Source organism: Flavonifractor sp. An112 (assembly GCF_002161085.1).
GTDB classification, from domain to species: Bacteria; Bacillota; Clostridia; order Oscillospirales; family Oscillospiraceae; genus Flavonifractor; species Flavonifractor avicola.
The window spans coordinates 1-16,411 of record NZ_NFLU01000017.1 but is presented as its reverse complement, the minus strand read 5'-3'; the positions used below and the strand labels follow the sequence as shown (position 1 = coordinate 16,411).

The window sequence follows — 16,411 nt, the reverse complement described above, 5'->3', positions numbered from 1 at the left end:
AACTGAGATGAAACGCAAACTGCTGAGCCTGCTGATGGCCCTTGCCCTCATGGTGGGCCTGATGCCGGCGGCACTGGCGGCAGACAACATGGACCACTTCAAAAAGGTCAATGACTATCCCGCCGGAAAATTTACCGACGTGGCTGCCTCCAGCTGGTACGCCGAGAGCGTGCAGAAGGCCTACGAGCTGGACCTGGTGAAGGGAAGCAGCGGCAACACCTTCTCTCCCACCCAGAATCTGACCATCAGCTCCACGCTGGCGCTGGCCTGCCGCCTGCACAGCATCTACCACACCGGCAAGGCCGACTTCCAGCAGGGTGAGCCCTGGTATCAGGTGTATGTGGACTACGCGGTGGAAAACGGCATCATCACCGCCGGCCAGTTCACCGACTACAACGCCAACGCCACCCGCCGCCAGTTTGCCGGCATCCTGGTGAAGGCCCTGCCCGCCGAGGAACTGGAGGCCATCAACACCATCGAGAACGGGGACATCCCCGACCTGGCCGCCGGGTCCGCCAACTATGAGGATATCTACACCCTTTACCGGGCGGGCATTCTCACCGGCAGCGACAAGTACGGCACCTTCCTGCCTGAGACTCCCATTGACCGCGCCTCGGTGGCCACCATCGTCTCCCGTATGGCGCTGCCCGACCAGCGCCGCCAGGTGACCCTGGAGGAGAAGCCGGTGACCATTACCGCCATCACCCTGGATAAGACCACCCTGGCCATTCAGCAGGGTGAGAGCGGCAAGCTTACCGCCTCCGTTACCCCCGCCAACTCCACTGAGGCTCTGACCTGGACCAGCTCCAACAAGAGCGTGGCCACCGTGGCCGCCGACGGTACCGTCACCGCCGTGGCCCCCGGCACCGCTGTTATCACCGCCGCCGCCTCCAGCGGCGTCAAGGCCACCTGCACCGTCACCGTGTCCAGGCGGGCCCTGTCCACCCAGCCCCTCTATGAGGACTCCAATGTCAGCATCAAGTTCTCCAAGGTTCAGAAGAGCAGATATGACGCCGGCGAGGCCGAGCTCTATCTGGACGTGACCAACAAGACGGGGAGCACCATCACCGTCCAGGCCGATGCGGTGAGCCTCAACGGCTACACCTTCAACGACCTGGTCATGAGCGCCGACGTGTCGGCCAATTCCACCGGCACCGTCAAGGTCACCATCCAGAACTACGATTCCTCCCTGGTGAACCTGAACAGCATCCAGACCGTGGGCGGACAGTTCCGGGTGATCCTGGGCGGCGTGGGCAGCGGCTCCAAGACCACCTATGCCCGCTTTGACGCCACCAACCTGTACACCGGCAAGACCGACGACACCATCCCTGCCGTCAGCGGCAAGGAGAAGCTGTACAGCGACGAAAATGTGGAATTCTACTACGGCAAGACCCAGAAGTACCCCTACTCTGACGACGGCAGCGAGATCGAGGTCTACCTGCTGGTCCGCAACAAGAGCGACATCACCGTGCTGATCCAGAACGACACCGTGGTCATCGACGGCAGAAGCTACAACCGCACCACCATGTCCCACCCCGTCCTGGCCCACTCCACCGGCTATGTGAAGGTCACCGTGAGAGAGTACAGCGGCCCCACTCCCTCCACCGTCACCACCGTGGGAGGCGACTTCCGCGTCATTGACGATCTGGGCGACCGGGGTACCTACACCATTACCCTGGGCGGCGGCTCCAGCGGCGGCTGGGAAGGCGGCGGTGACAGCGATGGTGACGGCGACGATAACGGTTCCTCCTCCGGCGGAAGTTCCGGCGGCAATACCGGCGGCATGGATATGGACGCCACCTACAGCAAGTATCCCAATGTGCCCGATTTCGGCGCCATGTTTGGCGTGCCCACCATGGAGGAGGATCCTGACGGGGACGCCACCATGTACATCTATAAGCTGAGTGACATCCCCGGCGGGTCCAGCAACCGGAGAACCGTGATGGATCTCTACATCACCATGCTGGAGGGCCACGGCTTCCGTTTCTCCAACAGCCAGGGCGGAATCAGCTACGGCTACACCTACGATGTGTACAACCTGGGCAGCTTCCCCAACATTCAGACTATGGTATCCGTGGGCTATATCTACAGCGGCAGCACCCCCATAGCCGTGGCCATCCGGGTCGTACCTATGAACTGACTGTGCTTTGTCTAAATATTTCACCACAAAAGGCCCCGGCGGAAGACCATTTTGGTCTTCCGCCGGGGCCTTTTATGTGATGAGAAGCTTGGGATCAGATGGTAGCGCCGTAGTCCACCACCAGGGTCTCGCCGTTGATGGCCTTGGACTCGTCGCTGGCGAAGAAGAGGATGGCGTTGGCCTGATCCTCGGGCTGGGTGCGGGGCAGGGAGCCGTCAAAGTGCTTGCCGCACAGGTGACAGAAGTCGTTGTCGAAGGTGGCCAGATTGGCGGGATCAAAGATGTCGGTCTGGGTGGGGCCGGGGCAGACGGCGTTGACCCGGATGCCCTTGCCGGCAAACTGGATGGCCACGTTCTTGGTCATGCCGATGACCGCCATCTTGGCGGCGGTGTAGGACACACCGGCGTTGGAACGGGTGGCGCCGATGGAGGAGATGTTGACGATGGAGCCGGAGCCGGCGGGGGCCATGTACCGCAGGGCCTCCCGCATCATGTAGTACACCGAGGTCTGATCCACGGCGATGACCTTGTTCCACAGCTCCTCGTCGCAGTTGGTGATGGACATATTCTTGTCGTCGATACCGGCGTTGTTCACCAGGATATCCACCCGGCCGAAGGTCTCTACGCAGGTATCCACCAGACGGCGGCAGTCAGCGGCCACGCTGACATCGGTGGACACGGAGATGGCCTTCACACCCAGAGAGGCGGCGTACTCCTCCACTTCCTTCAGTTTATCCAGCCGGCGGGCAGCCAGAACCAGGTTGGCGCCCTCCCGGGCGAAGAGAGCTGCGGTGGCCTTGCCGATGCCGGCGTTGGCGCCGGTGATGATAGCGACTTTTCCTTCCAGACGTTTCATGGGGTTGTTCATCCTTTCTATGTTGTGGGCGGCCCTGCCGCCGTTAATCAGAACAGACCTGAGTCATACAAAATAGGTATAGAGAAAGTCCCCTCTGTTCCGCTATACTAAAGGTATCACAGCGGAATAGAGGGGACTTTCAAAATGCCCCTTGCGGCGCAGCACTATGCTTTTGAAGTTATACCTGCGGCGGCCATCCGCACCTTCTCCTGCACCAGCAAGTCGATGGCAAACTGGATGAAGGCGTTGGCTGCGTCGGTGAGGGGATAACCCTTGTGGTAGGACACCCCCAGGCTGGCGGGAGGGACCCCCTCCTCCAGGGGAATGACCAGAATAGGGCTGTCGGGGAAGAGGGCCCGCAGCCGCAGCATCTGGGATACCGGCATCACGGCCACCCCGGCCTTTTGCTCCAGCAGGCGGTAGACCAGGCTGGTGCTCTCCACCTCGTAGGCCAGGGTGGGTTCAAAACCCCGGGCCCGGCAGATGGAGCGGAGGGTTTTGGCGTCCAGCCGGGAGGCGTCGCAGATCAGAGGCTGACAGGCCAGCGCCTTTAGCTCCACCACGGTTTCCTTTGCCAGGGGGTGGTCCCGGTGGACAAACAGGCCGTAGTCCATCTCCCCCAGCAGGCGGAAGGTGAGCAGATTGTGGTTGAGGGGGTAGGGGGTGACCGCCAGGGTGAGGGTGCGCTCCACCAGCTGCTGGGCCAGCCGGGAGGCGTCCCCCTGGTACTGGCGGATGCCGATCTCCGGGTGGGCCCGGGAGAAGGGCTGGAGGATGTCGGGGAGAAAGCCGTCGATGGAGCAGCCCAGAGAGAGGATATTCTGGTTGTTTTCATATAACCGCTGTACCGTCTGGATGCAGGCGTTCAGCTCCCCGAAGGCGTTCTCCACCCCGGAGAGAAAGATCCGGCCATATTCGTTGAGCACCACCTTGCCCTTCCGGTGCTCAAAGAGGGGGACCCCCAGCTCCCCCTCCAGCCGGGCAATGGAGCGGCTCAGGTTGGGCTGGGTGACAAACAGCTCCCGGGCCGCCTGGGAGATATTTCCCGTGCGGGCCACGGTGCGGAAGTAGTTGAGTTGGGAAAACTCCATTGACTCACGCCCTTTCCCCCGTATTATACCGGATTCCGGCAAAAAAGGAAAGAAATCATCCCGGGCCGACCCGGTCACTCCACTATTTACACCGACGGGTTTTGGGAGTACAATACACTTGTAGAAAATGCACAAGGAGGTGCCCCATGAAACTGACCTTTTTCGGCGCAGCCCGTGCCGTGACCGGCAGCTGCCACTGTGTGGAGTGCGGCGGGAAGAAGATCCTGGTGGACTGCGGCCTGCAGCAGGGCAGGGACGAGCGGGACAACCAGGAGCTGGACTTCAATGCCGGGTACATCGATGCGGTGGTGGTCACCCACGCCCACATCGACCACTCCGGCCGCATCCCCCTGCTGGTGAAGCAGGGCTTTGAAGGCAACATCTACTGCACCCGTCTCACGGGGCAGCTGCTGAGCATTATGCTGCGGGACTCGGCCCACATCCAGGAGAGCGACGCCCAGTGGCAGAACCAGAAGGGCAAGCGCGCCGGGGCCGAGCCGGTGGAGCCCCTGTACACCGTGGCCGACGCCGAGGCCGCCATCAAGCATATCGTCACCTGTGAGTACGGCACCCGCCTCCAGATCGAGGACGGGGTGAAGGTGCGCTTTGTGGACGCGGGCCACCTGTTGGGCTCGGCCAGCGTGGAAATGTGGCTCACCGAAGGGGAGGAGACCCGGAAGGTGGTATTCTCCGGCGATATCGGCAACCGGGACCAGCCCATTATCAGGGACCCGGAGTACATCCGGGAGGCCGACTACGTTCTGACGGAAAGTACTTACGGCGACCGGCTCCACGACATGAGCGAGAAGCCGGACTACACCGGCGACCTGGCCGCCATCATTGACGAGACCCTGGGCAAGGGGGGCAACGTGATTATCCCATCCTTCGCCGTGGGCCGCACCCAGGAGCTGCTCTATTTCATGCGGGAGATGAAGGAGCAGGGGCTGGTGAAGAGCGTGCCCAACTTCCAGGTGGTGGTGGACTCCCCCCTGGCGGGCGAGGCCACCCGCATCTTCTCCGGTGACCTCCACGGCTATCTGGACGAGGAGGCCATCGCCGCCCTGAAGGGAGGGGCCCTGTTCCAGTTCCCAGGCCTCACCATCACCGAGTCCAGCGAGGAGTCCCGGGCCCTTAATCAGGACAAGACCCCCCGGGTCATCATCTCTGCCTCCGGTATGTGCGATGCCGGCCGGATCCGCCACCATCTGAAACATAACCTGTGGCGGCCCGAGTGTACCGTAGTCTTTGTGGGCTTCCAGGCCGAGGGCAGCCTGGGCCGCCGGCTCATCAACGGGGTCACGTCGGTAAAGCTCTTCGGCGAGGAGATCGCCGTCCGGGCCAAAATCGTCAACTTCCACGGCCTCAGCTCCCACGCCGACAAGGACGGCCTGCTGCGGTGGATCGAGAGCTATAACCCCAAGCCCCGGCAGGTCTTTGTGGTCCACGGCGACGCGGAGGTCACTGAGATTTACGCCAACACCCTGCGCCAGATGGGGCTGGCCGCCCACGCCCCCAACTATGAGGAGGTCTACGACCTGCTGTCCAACAAGATGCTGGCTCCTGGCCTGCCGCCGGAGCAGAAGCCCGCAGCCACCCCCGGTGCCTCTCCCGCCTACCAGCGGCTGGAGGAAGTGGGCCGCAAGCTGATGGAGGTCATCTCCCACAACAAGGGCGGCACCAACAAGGATCTGGGCAAGTTTGCCGACCAGCTGCGTGCCCTCATCGAGAAGTGGGACCGCTGAACCCCATAACAAAGGGCCTGTTGCAAAATAGCTGTTTTGCACAAACCTGTCATTGCGAGCCAGTGCGCACACTGGCGTGGCAATCCGTTTCCCCGGCAAAAGGGGCGGATTCCCACGAAAAACGGCCGCCCGGTGGGCGGCCGTTTTTCTCGGAATGACGGGTCTTTGTACGAGCTGCACATTTTGCAACAGACCCTTTTTGTTATGCGGGAATGGCCCCGTAGCCGAATTTGGTCCGGTGGTGCCACAGAAAACCGATGGACAGCAGGCAGGAGACAGCCTCTGCCACCGGCACCGCGATCCATACGCCGGTGACCCCGATGATCCGGGGCAGCAGGAGCAGCCCGGCCATCAGGAAGCCGAAGGTGCGGGCGAAGGAGATGAGGGCGGAGGTCCGCCCGTCGGACAGGGCGGTGAAGAGGGCGGAGGCGAAAATATTGATCCCCGCAAAGAGAAAGGTGGGTGCAAAGAGGTGGAAGCCCTCCAGGGCCAGGGCGTTGACCTGGGTACCGGCGGGGGAGAACACCCCAACGATGACCGGGGCCAGCACGAGAGCGGCGGTCAGAATACCCACGGCGGCGCACAGGATGAACCGGGCGCAGTGGCGGAAGGTGGCCCGCAGCCGGTCATACCGCTCCGCCCCCTGGTTGAAGCTGAACACCGGGGCTACGCCCATGGAGAAGCCCAGGAACAGGGCCACCAGCAGGAACTGGGCGTAGAGCACGATGGTGATGGCGGACACCCCCGGCTCCCCCAGCAGCTCCATCATAATGGCGTTGAAGAAAAAGGTGGTGACGGCGGTGGACAGGTTGGTCACCATCTCAGAGGAGCCGTTGAAGCAGGCCTTGCCCAGCAGCCGCCAGTTGGGCTGGGGCCGGGAGAAGCGCAGCCCCTCCTTTCGGGTGAGGAAAAAGAGCACGCCGCACACCGCCGGGATACAGTAACCGGTGACGGTGGCTACGGCAGCTCCGGCGATGCCCATTTGCAGCGGCCCCATGTACAGCCAATCCAGTACGCCGTTGGTGACCCCTGCGGCGATGGTGAGCCCCAGCCCCAGGCCGGGCTTGCCCGCCGCCACAAAGAAGCTCTCAAAGAGCAGCTGGAGCATGGCCATGGGGGCGAACATCAGCAGAATCCGCAGGTAGCAGGCGGCGTCATCCAACAGCAGGTCGCTGGCCCCCAGCAGGCGGGCCAGCGGCTCCGCTCCAAAGACGGCCAGCATGGCAAAGAATACCCCGGCGCACACTGACGTCACGGCCAGAAAACCAAAGGTGTGCCGGGCTCCCTCCAGGTCCCCCGTCCCCATCCGGTGGGACACCACGGCGCTGCCGCCGGTGCCCAACATGATACCCATCGCCAGCACGATGCTGACAGCGGGATAGGCGATGTTGATGGCGGCCAGGGCGTTCTCTCCCACCAGCTGGGAGGTGAGCACCCCGTCCACAATGGTGTACAGGGAGGTCACCAGCATCATGATGGTGGTGGGCAGGGCAAAGCGGAGCAGTCCGCCCAGGGTAAAGTCCTGATCCAACCGGTTTTTCATGGCGTGTTCCCTCCATTTCCAGTAAGCGTTTACAAGCAGCACAAATCATGATAAGCTATCGGGTAACCCGATAGTCAAGAGGGAGGTTTGGGCCATGGATCAAACAGAGATGCGCTTTACCACCGGGGAGTTTGCGGCCTTGTGCGGCGTCACCAAGCACACCCTGTTTCACTACGATGAAACCGGCATCTTCTCTCCCGCCATCCGGGGGGAGAACGGCTACCGCTACTACGCCCCGGTGCAGATCGAGGTATTTCAGGTCATTTCCAGCCTCAAAGAACTGGGGATGCCCCTGTCCGACATCAAGGCCTACCTGGACCGGCGCAGCCCGGAGACCTTGCTGGAACTGCTGAAGGAGGAGGAGGCCGCCCTGACGGAGAAGCTGTCCCGGCTGCGGCGGCTGCGGACCCTGATCCGGCGGAAAGCAGAGCTGACCCGGCAGGCCCTGGCCGTCCAGCCCGGCGAGGTAAGGTTGGAGGAGTGGCCCCAGCGGTGGTATGTGGCCACCGCCGCCCCCGGTATCACCGACGCGGGCAAATATGCCCGCATCATGGCCCGTCACCTGGAATACTGTGAGGCCCATCAGGTGGCCAGTCCCTATGCCCTGGGGGCCATCCTGCCGGTGGAGGCTGCCCGGCGGGGGAACTGGGAGGGCTATACCTACTGCTACACCCAGGTGGACAAGCCCATCCGGGGGGTGCGGCTGCTCACTGCCCCGGCAGGGCGCTATCTGACCTACTTCCATGCCGGCGGCTTTGACACCGTGCGGGAGGGCTACCAGCGGCTACTGGACTGGGCCGACGCCCACGGCCTGACTTTGGGAGAACTGTTCTGGGAGGACGTGCTGCTGGACGAGCTGGCGGGCAAGGGCTACGACCAGTACCTGCTGCGGCTGTCGGTGCACCTGTCCGGGGAGAATTTTGAGCAAATTTAGAACAAATGTTTGCAATATTGAGGGGATTATGGTATACTGAGGTCGGATAAAACTGACCAAAGGAGGGTCTGCCATGAAAACGCTCTCGCCCAAGCAGCAGCAGATCTACGACTATATTATTTCCTTCTCGGCGGAGCACGGCTATCCCCCCTCCGTCCGGGAGATCGGGGCCTATGTGGGGCTGAAATCCCCCTCCACCGTCCACTTCCACCTGAAGGGGCTGGAGGCAGCAGGCCTCATCAACAAGGCGGAGGGTAAGACCCGCTCCATCACCGTGGCCCAGCCGGAGACCCCGGCCGTCCCGGAGGATAAGGTGCCGGTGGTGGGCAGCGTGGCTGCCGGGTCCCCCATTCTGGCCCAGGAGTGCATTGAGGACTACCTGACCTTTGACACCGGCGGGCGGCCGGGAGAGTATTTTGCCCTGAAGGTGCGGGGGGAGTCCATGAAGTATGCCGGTATCCTGCCCGGGGACCTGGTGATCGTCCACCAGCAGGCCGACGCCCACAGCGGGGAGATCGTGGTGGCCCTCTTTGAGGACGAGGCTACCGTGAAAACCCTCCGCCGGAAGGACGGCCATGTGTGGCTTATGCCGGAGAACCCGGACTACGAGCCCATCGACGGCGAGGGCTGCGCCATCCTGGGCAAGGTCACCGCCGTGGTGCGGCGGTACTGAGATGAACCGGGTGGTCTTTGATACCCCCGTTGGGCCTATGGCTCTGGAGGAGGACGGGGGCGGGCTGACCGCCCTGTACCTGCCCAATTCCCCCATGCCTCCGGCGGGGGAGGAGACGCCCCTGCTCGTCCGGGGGCGGGAGGAGCTGCTGGCCTATCTGGCGGGGGAACGGCGGGACTTTGACCTGCCCCTTGCCCCACAGGGTACCCCTTTTCAACAGCGGGTGTGGTCCGCTCTGGCGGAGATCCCCTACGGGCAGACCATTACTTACGGAGAACTGGCCCGCCGGGTGGGCTGCCCCAAGGGCAGCCGGGCGGTAGGCCAGGCCAACCACCGCAATCCCCTGCCCATCTTTTTACCCTGCCACCGGGTGGTGGGGGCTAATGGAACCCTCACTGGCTACGGGGGCGGACTGGAACTGAAGGAATGGCTGCTGCGACTGGAGGGAATCTTATGAGGAGACTGTTTTCTGCCGCCGACGCCTATATCGCAAAGATGAACTGGAAGGACCTGGCCCTGGTGAAGCTGTGCCTGTGCGCTGCCGGGGTCATGCTGGGCCTGGCCGCCCCCAAACGGGCGCGGAAGTGGGCGGCCCTGGGGGCGGTGGTGGTCTTTGTGGCCACCTATCTGCCCATTATGCTGAAATTCCTCCCCCATCTGGAGGGTGAGATGCGAAAGGAATAAAGGAGCGTGTCTATGGGAAAGGATAAGCGCTTTCAGGTGATCTACACCCAGGGTGTGGCCGATGCCACCCGGGTTCTGCTGGATACCAAGACCGGTATGCTCTACCTGGAGATGCACGACGGATATGCCGGCGGTATCACCCCGCTGCTGGACAGCGACGGAAAACCCATGAAATGGAAGGCGGAGGACTGGGAATGAAGCTGATCACCTGGAACGTCAACGGCCTGCGGGCCTGCCTGGGCAAGGGCTTTCTGGACTTTTTTAAGGAGATGGACGCCGACGCCTTCTGTCTCCAGGAGACCAAGCTCCAGCCCCACCAGATCGAGCTGGATCTGCCTGGCTACCACATCTACTGGAACAGCGCCGAGAAGAAGGGCTACTCCGGTACCGCCCTCATCACCAAAACCGAGCCTCTGGCCGTGACCTACGGCCTGGGTATCCCGGAGCACGACACCGAGGGCCGGGTGATTACGGCGGAGTATGAGGACTTCTATCTGGTGTGCTGTTACACCCCCAACGCCAAGGAGGGGCTGGCCCGCATCGACTACCGGATGCAGTGGGAGGACGATTTCCGGGCCTACCTGATGACCCTGGACCAGAAGAAGCCGGTGGTGTTGTGCGGCGATTTGAACGTGGCCCATGAGGAGATTGACCTGAAAAACCCCAAGACCAACCGGGGCAACGCAGGCTTCTCCGACCAGGAGCGGGGCAAGATGACTACCCTGCTGCAGAGCGGTTTTGCCGACAGCTTCCGTGCCCTCTACCCAGACAAGACCGGGGCCTATACCTGGTGGAGCTACCGCTTCAACGCCCGGAAGAACAACGCCGGGTGGCGCATCGACTACTTCATCGTGTCGGAGCGTCTGCTGCCCCGGGTGAAGGACCAGATCATCCATGCCGACGTCACCGGCAGCGACCACTGCCCGGTGGAGCTGGATCTGGAATAAGACAAAAAACAGGACTGCCGCACAGTTTGCGGCAGTCCTGTTTATTTATTTCCCTTCCCGGGTCAGCAGGCTCTGCTTCAGATCCCACAGCTTCTGGGACAGGTCCACATAGTAGTTGTGGGGGTTCTCAAATCGCTTTACCTCGTCCCACAGCAGGTCGATCTGCCCGGCGCACCAGGCCCGCATCTCGGCGATGGGCGGGGAGTCGTACACCCGCTTGCCGCCCTGGAACACCGGCACCAGCAGCTCCCTGGCGGTGAAGTTGGTGAACACGCTGCGCTTCCAGGTGGCGTCCGGGTCGAAGAGCTCCAGAGGCTTACTCTCGTCCACCGTCTCGTCCCACAGAGTGATGAGATCGGCAAAGGCCTTCCCCGTCTCGTTGTCAAAGAGGCGGTACACCTTCTTGAAGCCGGGGTTGGTGATCTTGTCCGGGTTGGCGCTGATCTTGATCTTGGGGATAATATTCCCCTCTTTGTCCTCGATGGCGGCCAGCTTGTACACGCCGCCGAACACCGGCTCGCTCTTGGAGGTGATGAGCCGCTCGCCCACGCCGAAGGAGTCGATCTGGGCCCCCTGGAGCAGCAGGTCCCGGATGATATACTCGTCCAGGGAGTTGGAGGCCACGATCTTGCACTCGGTGAGCCCCGCCGCGTCCAGCATCCGCCGGGCCTTCCGGGACAGGTAGGTGAGGTCGCCCGAGTCCAGCCGGATGGCGCAGTTGGTGATGCCCTGGGGGAGCAGCACTTCCTTGAAGGCGCGGATGGCGTTGGGCACGCCGGACTTCAGCACGTTGTAGGTGTCCACCAGCAGGGTGGCGGAGTGGGGATAGAGCTGGCAGTAGGTTTTAAAGGCGGTATACTCGTCGGGGAACATCTGGACCCAGGAGTGGGCCATGGTGCCCCCGGCGGGGGAGCCGTATACCTCGTCAGCCAGGGTGCAGGCGGTGCCTGCGCAGCCGGCGATATAGGAGGCACGGGCGCCCAGAATGGCGGCGTCGGGACCCTGGGCCCGGCGGGAGCCGAACTCGCTCACCGGCCGCCCGTCCGCCGCCCGCACGATGCGGTTGGTCTTGGTGGCGATGAGGGACTGGTGGTTCAGGGTGAGCAGCAGGAAGGTCTCAATAAACTGAGCCTCAATGGCGGGGGCCCGGACGGTGAGGAAGGGCTCCCGGGGGAAGATAGGGGTGCCCTCGGGTACCGCCCAGATGTCGCCGGTGAACTTGAAGTTCTTCAGATACTCCAAAAAGCCCTCGCAGAAGCAGCCCTTGCCCCGCAGATAGGCAATGTCCTCCTCATCGAAGTGGAGCCGCTCCACATAGTCGATGACCTGCTCCAGACCGGCGGCAATGGCGAAGCCGCCGCCGTCAGGCACGTTGCGGAAAAAGACGTCGAAATAACAAATCTGCTCGGTGTAGCCCGGCGTCTGGAAATAGCCGTTGCCCATGGTGAGCTCGTAAAAATCACAGAGCAGGGTGTAGTTCATATGTTCCTTCATGGCGTTCAAACCTCCCGGTTTATGGCTCACCATGGGGCCCCGCAAGGCGGGGCGCCGCGGTAAGCGGCGCAGGGCGGCGGAATTCAGTTTCGCCGCCCGCATATTAAATGGGATTGGGACCCCAGGTGAATGGGACATTCACCTGGGAGAGAGCTCGTAGAAATCACAGAGCAGGGTGTAGTTCATATGTTCCTTCATGGTGTTGTAACCTCCCGGTTGATGACCGTGATCTGCAGGGCCTCCATCAGGTCCAGCACGTTGTGGTGGAGGACGGGGTCGGGACCGGCGGTGCAGGCGGCATCCACCACCAGCTCCGCCTCAGGCAGGGCGGCCTTGGCCATGATGGCGTTGGACAGCACGCACAGGTAGGACACCAGCCCCACCAGCTCAATGCGGTCATACCCCTGGCTTTTGAGCCAGTTGCCCAGCCACAGGGAGGGGAAGGCGGGCTTGCATACCACCATATCCCGGCTCCTGTCTATGGCCTGTCCGGTTTTGCCGTAGAGCTGCCAGCCCTCCGAATTCATCAGACAGTGGGGCACCGGCAGCTTCCGCCCCTCCTGGGTGTCCAGGTAGTTTTCCTGGTGGGTGTCCAGGGTAAAGGCCACGTCGTCCCCGGCGGCGTGGTAAGCGGCGATTTTCTCCGCAATGGGGCCGTCCAGGGTTTCCGCCCCGGCAAAGCCCAGGGCGCCGTCCACAAAGTCCTTCTGGTAGTCCACCACCAGCAGCAGACGTTTCATGGCCTTTTCCTCCTTTTGGTGTCAAGATACCTGTCTATTATAGGCGCGCGTCCCTTAAATTGCAAGGGACTTTTCAAAGCAGGGGTAGGTGAGGGGCCGACCGTGAAGGTGGATCTCCCCCACCTTGGAAAAGCCCATCTTGCGGATCAGAGCCTGCATCCGGTCATTGAGGGAATAGGTGTCGATACGCATGGCGGCAATGCCCCGGCGGCGGGCTTCCTCCTCGGCAAAGGCGAAGAGGGCGGAGCCCACCCCATGACGCTGGAAGGTAGGATCAATGGCCATGCGGTGGATCACCACGGCGGGGCGGCTGGTGGTCCAGGGCAGGGGATCGTACTCGGGAGATTCGCTGGTATTGATGCAGGCCACACCGGCCAGCTTGCCGCCGAGGAAGGCGGCGTACAGCTCCCCCCGGTTCATGTCCCCGGCGTAGAAGTCCCGGGTGGGGTAGTCCTCCCCCCACTGGGGGTTGCCCAGCTGGTTCATGTGGGCCACCGCCCGGCCCACCATGGCCCAGATCTCCTCCAGTTCCTCCCGGCGGGCGGGACGGATGGTCACCTCCCCGGTCATTCGGCGATGGGGGTGGGGCCCATGGCCTCGTGGAGGGTGTTGGTCACCGCGCCCCGGAAGAGGCAGACGGCAAAGCGGTGCATTTTCTCCAGCTTCTCAGGCACGGCGTCGGCATTGATCTGACCGGCGGCGGAGAAGTCCCCGTCCAGAATGAACCGGGTCTCCTTGGGCTGGTTGGCGTTCTGGGGATTGTTGGCCCCCACCAGGCCGGGACCGGCATGGAGCTTCATGCGGTAGCCACCCACCAGGGGGGTCTCCACATCCAGGGCGCACTTGACGATCTCGCTCTCCTCCACGTCGGGCTCGCCCAGGATGCCCAGATACTGGCTCTGGATCAGATCGTCCCACAGCTGGTCCTCCAGGCCCAGGGCCTTCCGGGACACCGCGTTGACGTACCGCAGGCCGATGCGCTCAAAGTAGGCGGGCTGATAGATCTGGATGAACTGGGCCAGAGCCTGGTCCAGCCGGATGGCAAAGTCCTCCCACCGCTGATAGGTCAGGGTGGACAGGGCGATAAAGTTCTGGGTCAGGTTGATCTTCCAGCGGCCGTCCTCCGAGATGAAGTGGTAGTTGGTGATGGGCTTCTGGGGCTCCAGGGCGGTGGCGTTACCCTTCTTTACCACCTTGGGGGGCAGCTGCTCCTGCCGGGTCATATACTTGGGGAAGTCTTTCCGGATGGCCTCCTGGAAGGCGGCGGGCTCATTGGCGCCGATGGACAGAATGGTGGGGAAGCGAAGCTGACAGATGACCTCCACCAGGGGGGAACGGACATAATGGAACCGCTCATATGGGGCAAACAGCATAGTGGCTGCTCCTTCCTATTCTAAAGTCTCTCTTATTTTATCCCCGAACCGGCCATATGTCAAACATCGCAGCCTTGCATTGGAGGAAAAGGGCCGGTATAATGCAGGTAGCAACACAAGGAGGCGTATGTGATGGAACTGGAACTGAAACGGGGCGGGCGGACCGCAAGGGTGGCCACTCACGGCGGAGAGCTGGTGTCCTATCGGGACGAAAACGGCCTGGAATATATCTGGACGGGAGATCCGGCCTACTGGCCGGGGCGCAATCCCCTGCTGTTCCCCATTGTGGGCGGCCTGAAGGACGGTAAGGTCCGCATTGAGGGGAAAGAGGTCTCCATGAACCGCCACGGCTTTGCCCGCACCAGCGAGTTTGCGGTGGCCGGGCAGGGGGAGGACTGGGCGGAGCTGGAGCTGCGGGAGAGCGGCGACACTCTGGCGGTCTATCCCTATCCCTTCCGGCTGGTGGTGCGCCAGCAGCTCACCGATACCGGCTTTACCACCTCTGTGACGGTGACCAACACCGGGGACAAGCCCATGCCCTTCTGCCTGGGGGCCCACACCGGCTTCCGCTGCCCCCTGGAGGAGGGGGAGGCCTTTACCGACTACGAGGTGCGCTTTGAGCAGAAAGAGACCTGTCCCACCCTGGTGCCCGACGCCAACGGGGTGGATCTCAACCGCACCCGGCCCTGTCTGGAGGACACCGACGTGCTCCCCCTGGACTACAAATACTTTGACGAGATGGATACCCTGATTTTCCGGGGCCTCAAGTCCCGGCAGGTGGAGCTGCACAGCAAAAAGTCCGGCAAGGGCGTGCGGGTGCGCTTCCACGACTTCCCGCTGCTGGCTCTGTGGTCCATGCCGGGCAAGGCTGCGCCCTATGTGTGCATCGAGCCCTGGCACGGAATGTCCGCCGAGGCGGGAGAGGGCCCGGAGCTGGCCGACAAGGCCTACTGCATCACCCTGGCCCCTGGCGAGAGCCGCACGCTGGGCTATCAGGTGGACACCCTGTAAGCCTGCTTGACGGAAAGGAGTTTCTGCACCATGTTTTGTAAATACTGCGGGGCGGAGCTGGCGGATACCGCCGCCTTTTGCTACAAGTGCGGCAAGCCCACCACCAAGCCCGAAAGCCGTCCGCCCCGGCTCAGACCCCAGGCTCCGGCGGAGCAGCCCCGACAGGAACCGCCCAAATACGAGCAGCCCGAATATGAGCAGCCCAGGTACGAGCAGCCCAAGGAGCCGCCCCGGCGGGCCCCTGTAGAGCCGTTCGAGCCTGAGCAGGAGCCGCCCCGCCGGAAGGGGGGCTACATTGCCCTGGCGGTGATTCTGTGTGTGCTGGTGATCGGCGCGATTGTGGTCCTGGTGATGGCTATGGGCATTCTGAAGCCCACTTCTTCCGATGCTGAGGCCAGCCCCAGCCCCTCCGACGTCATGGAGACGCAGCCCCTTGAGAGTGAGCCGCCGGAGGAGGACGGCAAGCCCACCCAGACCCCCGATCAGGAGCAGAGCAGCTATCCCATTCAGCTGGATATGGACCAACTGCTCACTGGCCGGATCAATGGAACCACCTTCCGGGAGGCCTGGGAGCAGGGCTGGCTGGATGAGTGGATGAACCTCTATGTCAACGGCAGCTCCGACGGATCTTCCCCCTATGAGGCCTACTGGTACGACGAGGGCCTGCATGAGTGGACCTACTACGGCATCACCTACAGCCAGGCCGCATCGGCGGGCTGGGGCGACATCTGGCTGGAGCTGCTGGGCAGCCGGGACGACGACGATCCCGATACCATGGACAGCGACTATCTGCTGCCCACCGACAGCCAGTACATCGATAAGAGCGATCTGGCCCCCTTCACCAAGGAGGAGGTAAGCCTGATCCGCAACGAGATCTATGCCCGGTATGGCTATCAGTTCTCCAGCCAGGAGATCCAGGACTATTTTGACCGCCAGAACTGGTACACCCCGGTGGAGGGGCTCAACGCCTCCACCTTTGACACCAGCGTGTTCAATGCCTACGAGCAGGCCAACCTGGAGACCATCCTGGCCTACGAGCGGGAGATGGGGTGGCGGCAGTGAGACGACTGTGCTGCCTGGCGCTGCTGGCGGCGCTGCTGTGTACCGGCTGCGCCGGACAGGGCGGGGAACAGGCCGCCGCCACGCCCACCCCGGTGGTGACGCCCTCCGCCGAGCCCATCCC

Annotated in this window: 17 protein-coding genes; 10 read left to right on the top strand and 7 right to left on the bottom strand. The window is 62.7% G+C overall.

Translation table 11 applies throughout. The features are described from left to right. Positions 1-7 precede the first annotated feature (7 nt). On the top strand, positions 8-2,140 hold the full coding sequence (locus B5E56_RS12445) for an S-layer homology domain-containing protein (RefSeq protein WP_087390635.1): 2,133 nt from the start codon (positions 8-10) through the stop codon (positions 2,138-2,140). Between the two features lie 94 nt (positions 2,141-2,234). Here the strand turns inward: B5E56_RS12445 and B5E56_RS12440 are convergent, their stop codons facing one another. Both B5E56_RS12440 and B5E56_RS12435 read right to left on the bottom strand, forming a co-directional pair. Then, a complete protein-coding gene (locus B5E56_RS12440; protein ID WP_087390632.1) occupies positions 2,235-2,996 on the bottom strand; it encodes an SDR family NAD(P)-dependent oxidoreductase in 762 nt (253 codons plus the stop codon). A gap of 164 nt (positions 2,997-3,160) precedes the next feature. Further along, the gene (locus B5E56_RS12435) at positions 3,161-4,087 is read right to left on the bottom strand and encodes a LysR family transcriptional regulator (RefSeq protein WP_087271658.1); all 927 of its coding nucleotides are present in this window, start codon (positions 4,085-4,087) and stop codon (positions 3,161-3,163) included. Between the two features lie 146 nt (positions 4,088-4,233). On the opposite strand from B5E56_RS12435, the gene B5E56_RS12430 reads away from it, so the two are divergent. Next, the gene (locus B5E56_RS12430) at positions 4,234-5,829 is read left to right on the top strand and encodes an MBL fold metallo-hydrolase RNA specificity domain-containing protein (RefSeq protein ID WP_087390629.1); all 1,596 of its coding nucleotides are present in this window, start codon (positions 4,234-4,236) and stop codon (positions 5,827-5,829) included. 202 nt (positions 5,830-6,031) lie between these two features. Here B5E56_RS12430 and B5E56_RS12425 read toward each other — a convergent pair whose 3' ends face one another. Continuing rightward, the gene (locus B5E56_RS12425) at positions 6,032-7,372 is read right to left on the bottom strand and encodes an MATE family efflux transporter (RefSeq protein WP_087390626.1); all 1,341 of its coding nucleotides are present in this window, start codon (positions 7,370-7,372) and stop codon (positions 6,032-6,034) included. Positions 7,373-7,466: 94 nt separating this feature from the next. On the opposite strand from B5E56_RS12425, the gene B5E56_RS12420 reads away from it, so the two are divergent. The 6 genes from B5E56_RS12420 (at position 7,467) to B5E56_RS12395 (ending at position 10,610) form a co-directional block, all read left to right on the top strand. Then, positions 7,467-8,306 (top strand): MerR family transcriptional regulator, encoded by an 840-nt coding sequence (locus tag B5E56_RS12420; RefSeq protein WP_087390623.1) that lies wholly within the window; start codon positions 7,467-7,469, stop codon positions 8,304-8,306. 73 nt (positions 8,307-8,379) lie between these two features. Then, on the top strand, positions 8,380-8,979 hold the full coding sequence (lexA, locus tag B5E56_RS12415; protein WP_087272785.1) for a transcriptional repressor LexA: 600 nt from the start codon (positions 8,380-8,382) through the stop codon (positions 8,977-8,979). Between the two features lies 1 nt (position 8,980). Beyond that, positions 8,981-9,436: a methylated-DNA--[protein]-cysteine S-methyltransferase gene (locus tag B5E56_RS12410; RefSeq protein WP_087390621.1), complete on the top strand. Its 456-nt coding sequence runs from the start codon at positions 8,981-8,983 to the stop codon at positions 9,434-9,436. Then, the gene (locus B5E56_RS12405; RefSeq protein WP_164475039.1) at positions 9,433-9,663 is read left to right on the top strand and encodes a permease of phosphate ABC transporter; all 231 of its coding nucleotides are present in this window, start codon (positions 9,433-9,435) and stop codon (positions 9,661-9,663) included. Before B5E56_RS12410 ends, B5E56_RS12405 begins: the two co-directional genes overlap by 4 nt. Positions 9,664-9,675: 12 nt before the next feature. Further along, positions 9,676-9,861 (top strand): DUF6440 family protein, encoded by a 186-nt coding sequence (locus B5E56_RS12400; RefSeq protein WP_087189135.1) that lies wholly within the window; start codon positions 9,676-9,678, stop codon positions 9,859-9,861. After that, entirely contained in the window at positions 9,858-10,610 is a 753-nt protein-coding gene (locus B5E56_RS12395; protein ID WP_087189136.1) for an exodeoxyribonuclease III, read from the top strand. Before B5E56_RS12400 ends, B5E56_RS12395 begins: the two co-directional genes overlap by 4 nt. Before the next feature lie 45 nt (positions 10,611-10,655). On the opposite strand, the gene B5E56_RS12390 is transcribed toward B5E56_RS12395, so the two are convergent. The 4 genes from B5E56_RS12390 to B5E56_RS12375 form a co-directional block, all read right to left on the bottom strand. Beyond that, a complete protein-coding gene (locus tag B5E56_RS12390; protein ID WP_206404985.1) occupies positions 10,656-12,104 on the bottom strand; it encodes a nicotinate phosphoribosyltransferase in 1,449 nt (482 codons plus the stop codon). Positions 12,105-12,298: 194 nt separating this feature from the next. Continuing rightward, a complete protein-coding gene (locus tag B5E56_RS12385) occupies positions 12,299-12,844 on the bottom strand; it encodes a cysteine hydrolase family protein (RefSeq protein WP_087390618.1) in 546 nt (181 codons plus the stop codon). A 54-nt stretch (positions 12,845-12,898) separates the two neighbouring features. Further along, entirely contained in the window at positions 12,899-13,402 is a 504-nt protein-coding gene (locus B5E56_RS12380; RefSeq protein WP_158098721.1) for a GNAT family N-acetyltransferase, read from the bottom strand. Between the two features lie 8 nt (positions 13,403-13,410). After that, entirely contained in the window at positions 13,411-14,217 is an 807-nt protein-coding gene (locus B5E56_RS12375; RefSeq protein ID WP_087390612.1) for a TIGR04255 family protein, read from the bottom strand. A 132-nt stretch (positions 14,218-14,349) separates the two neighbouring features. Between B5E56_RS12375 and B5E56_RS12370 the strand changes: the two genes are divergently transcribed. Together B5E56_RS12370 and B5E56_RS12365 are read left to right on the top strand one after the other, a co-directional pair. Next, on the top strand, positions 14,350-15,228 hold the full coding sequence (locus B5E56_RS12370; protein ID WP_087390609.1) for an aldose 1-epimerase family protein: 879 nt from the start codon (positions 14,350-14,352) through the stop codon (positions 15,226-15,228). Between the two features lie 30 nt (positions 15,229-15,258). Continuing rightward, positions 15,259-16,290: a YARHG domain-containing protein gene (locus B5E56_RS12365; protein WP_087390606.1), complete on the top strand. Its 1,032-nt coding sequence runs from the start codon at positions 15,259-15,261 to the stop codon at positions 16,288-16,290. Positions 16,291-16,411: the final 121 nt, after the last annotated feature.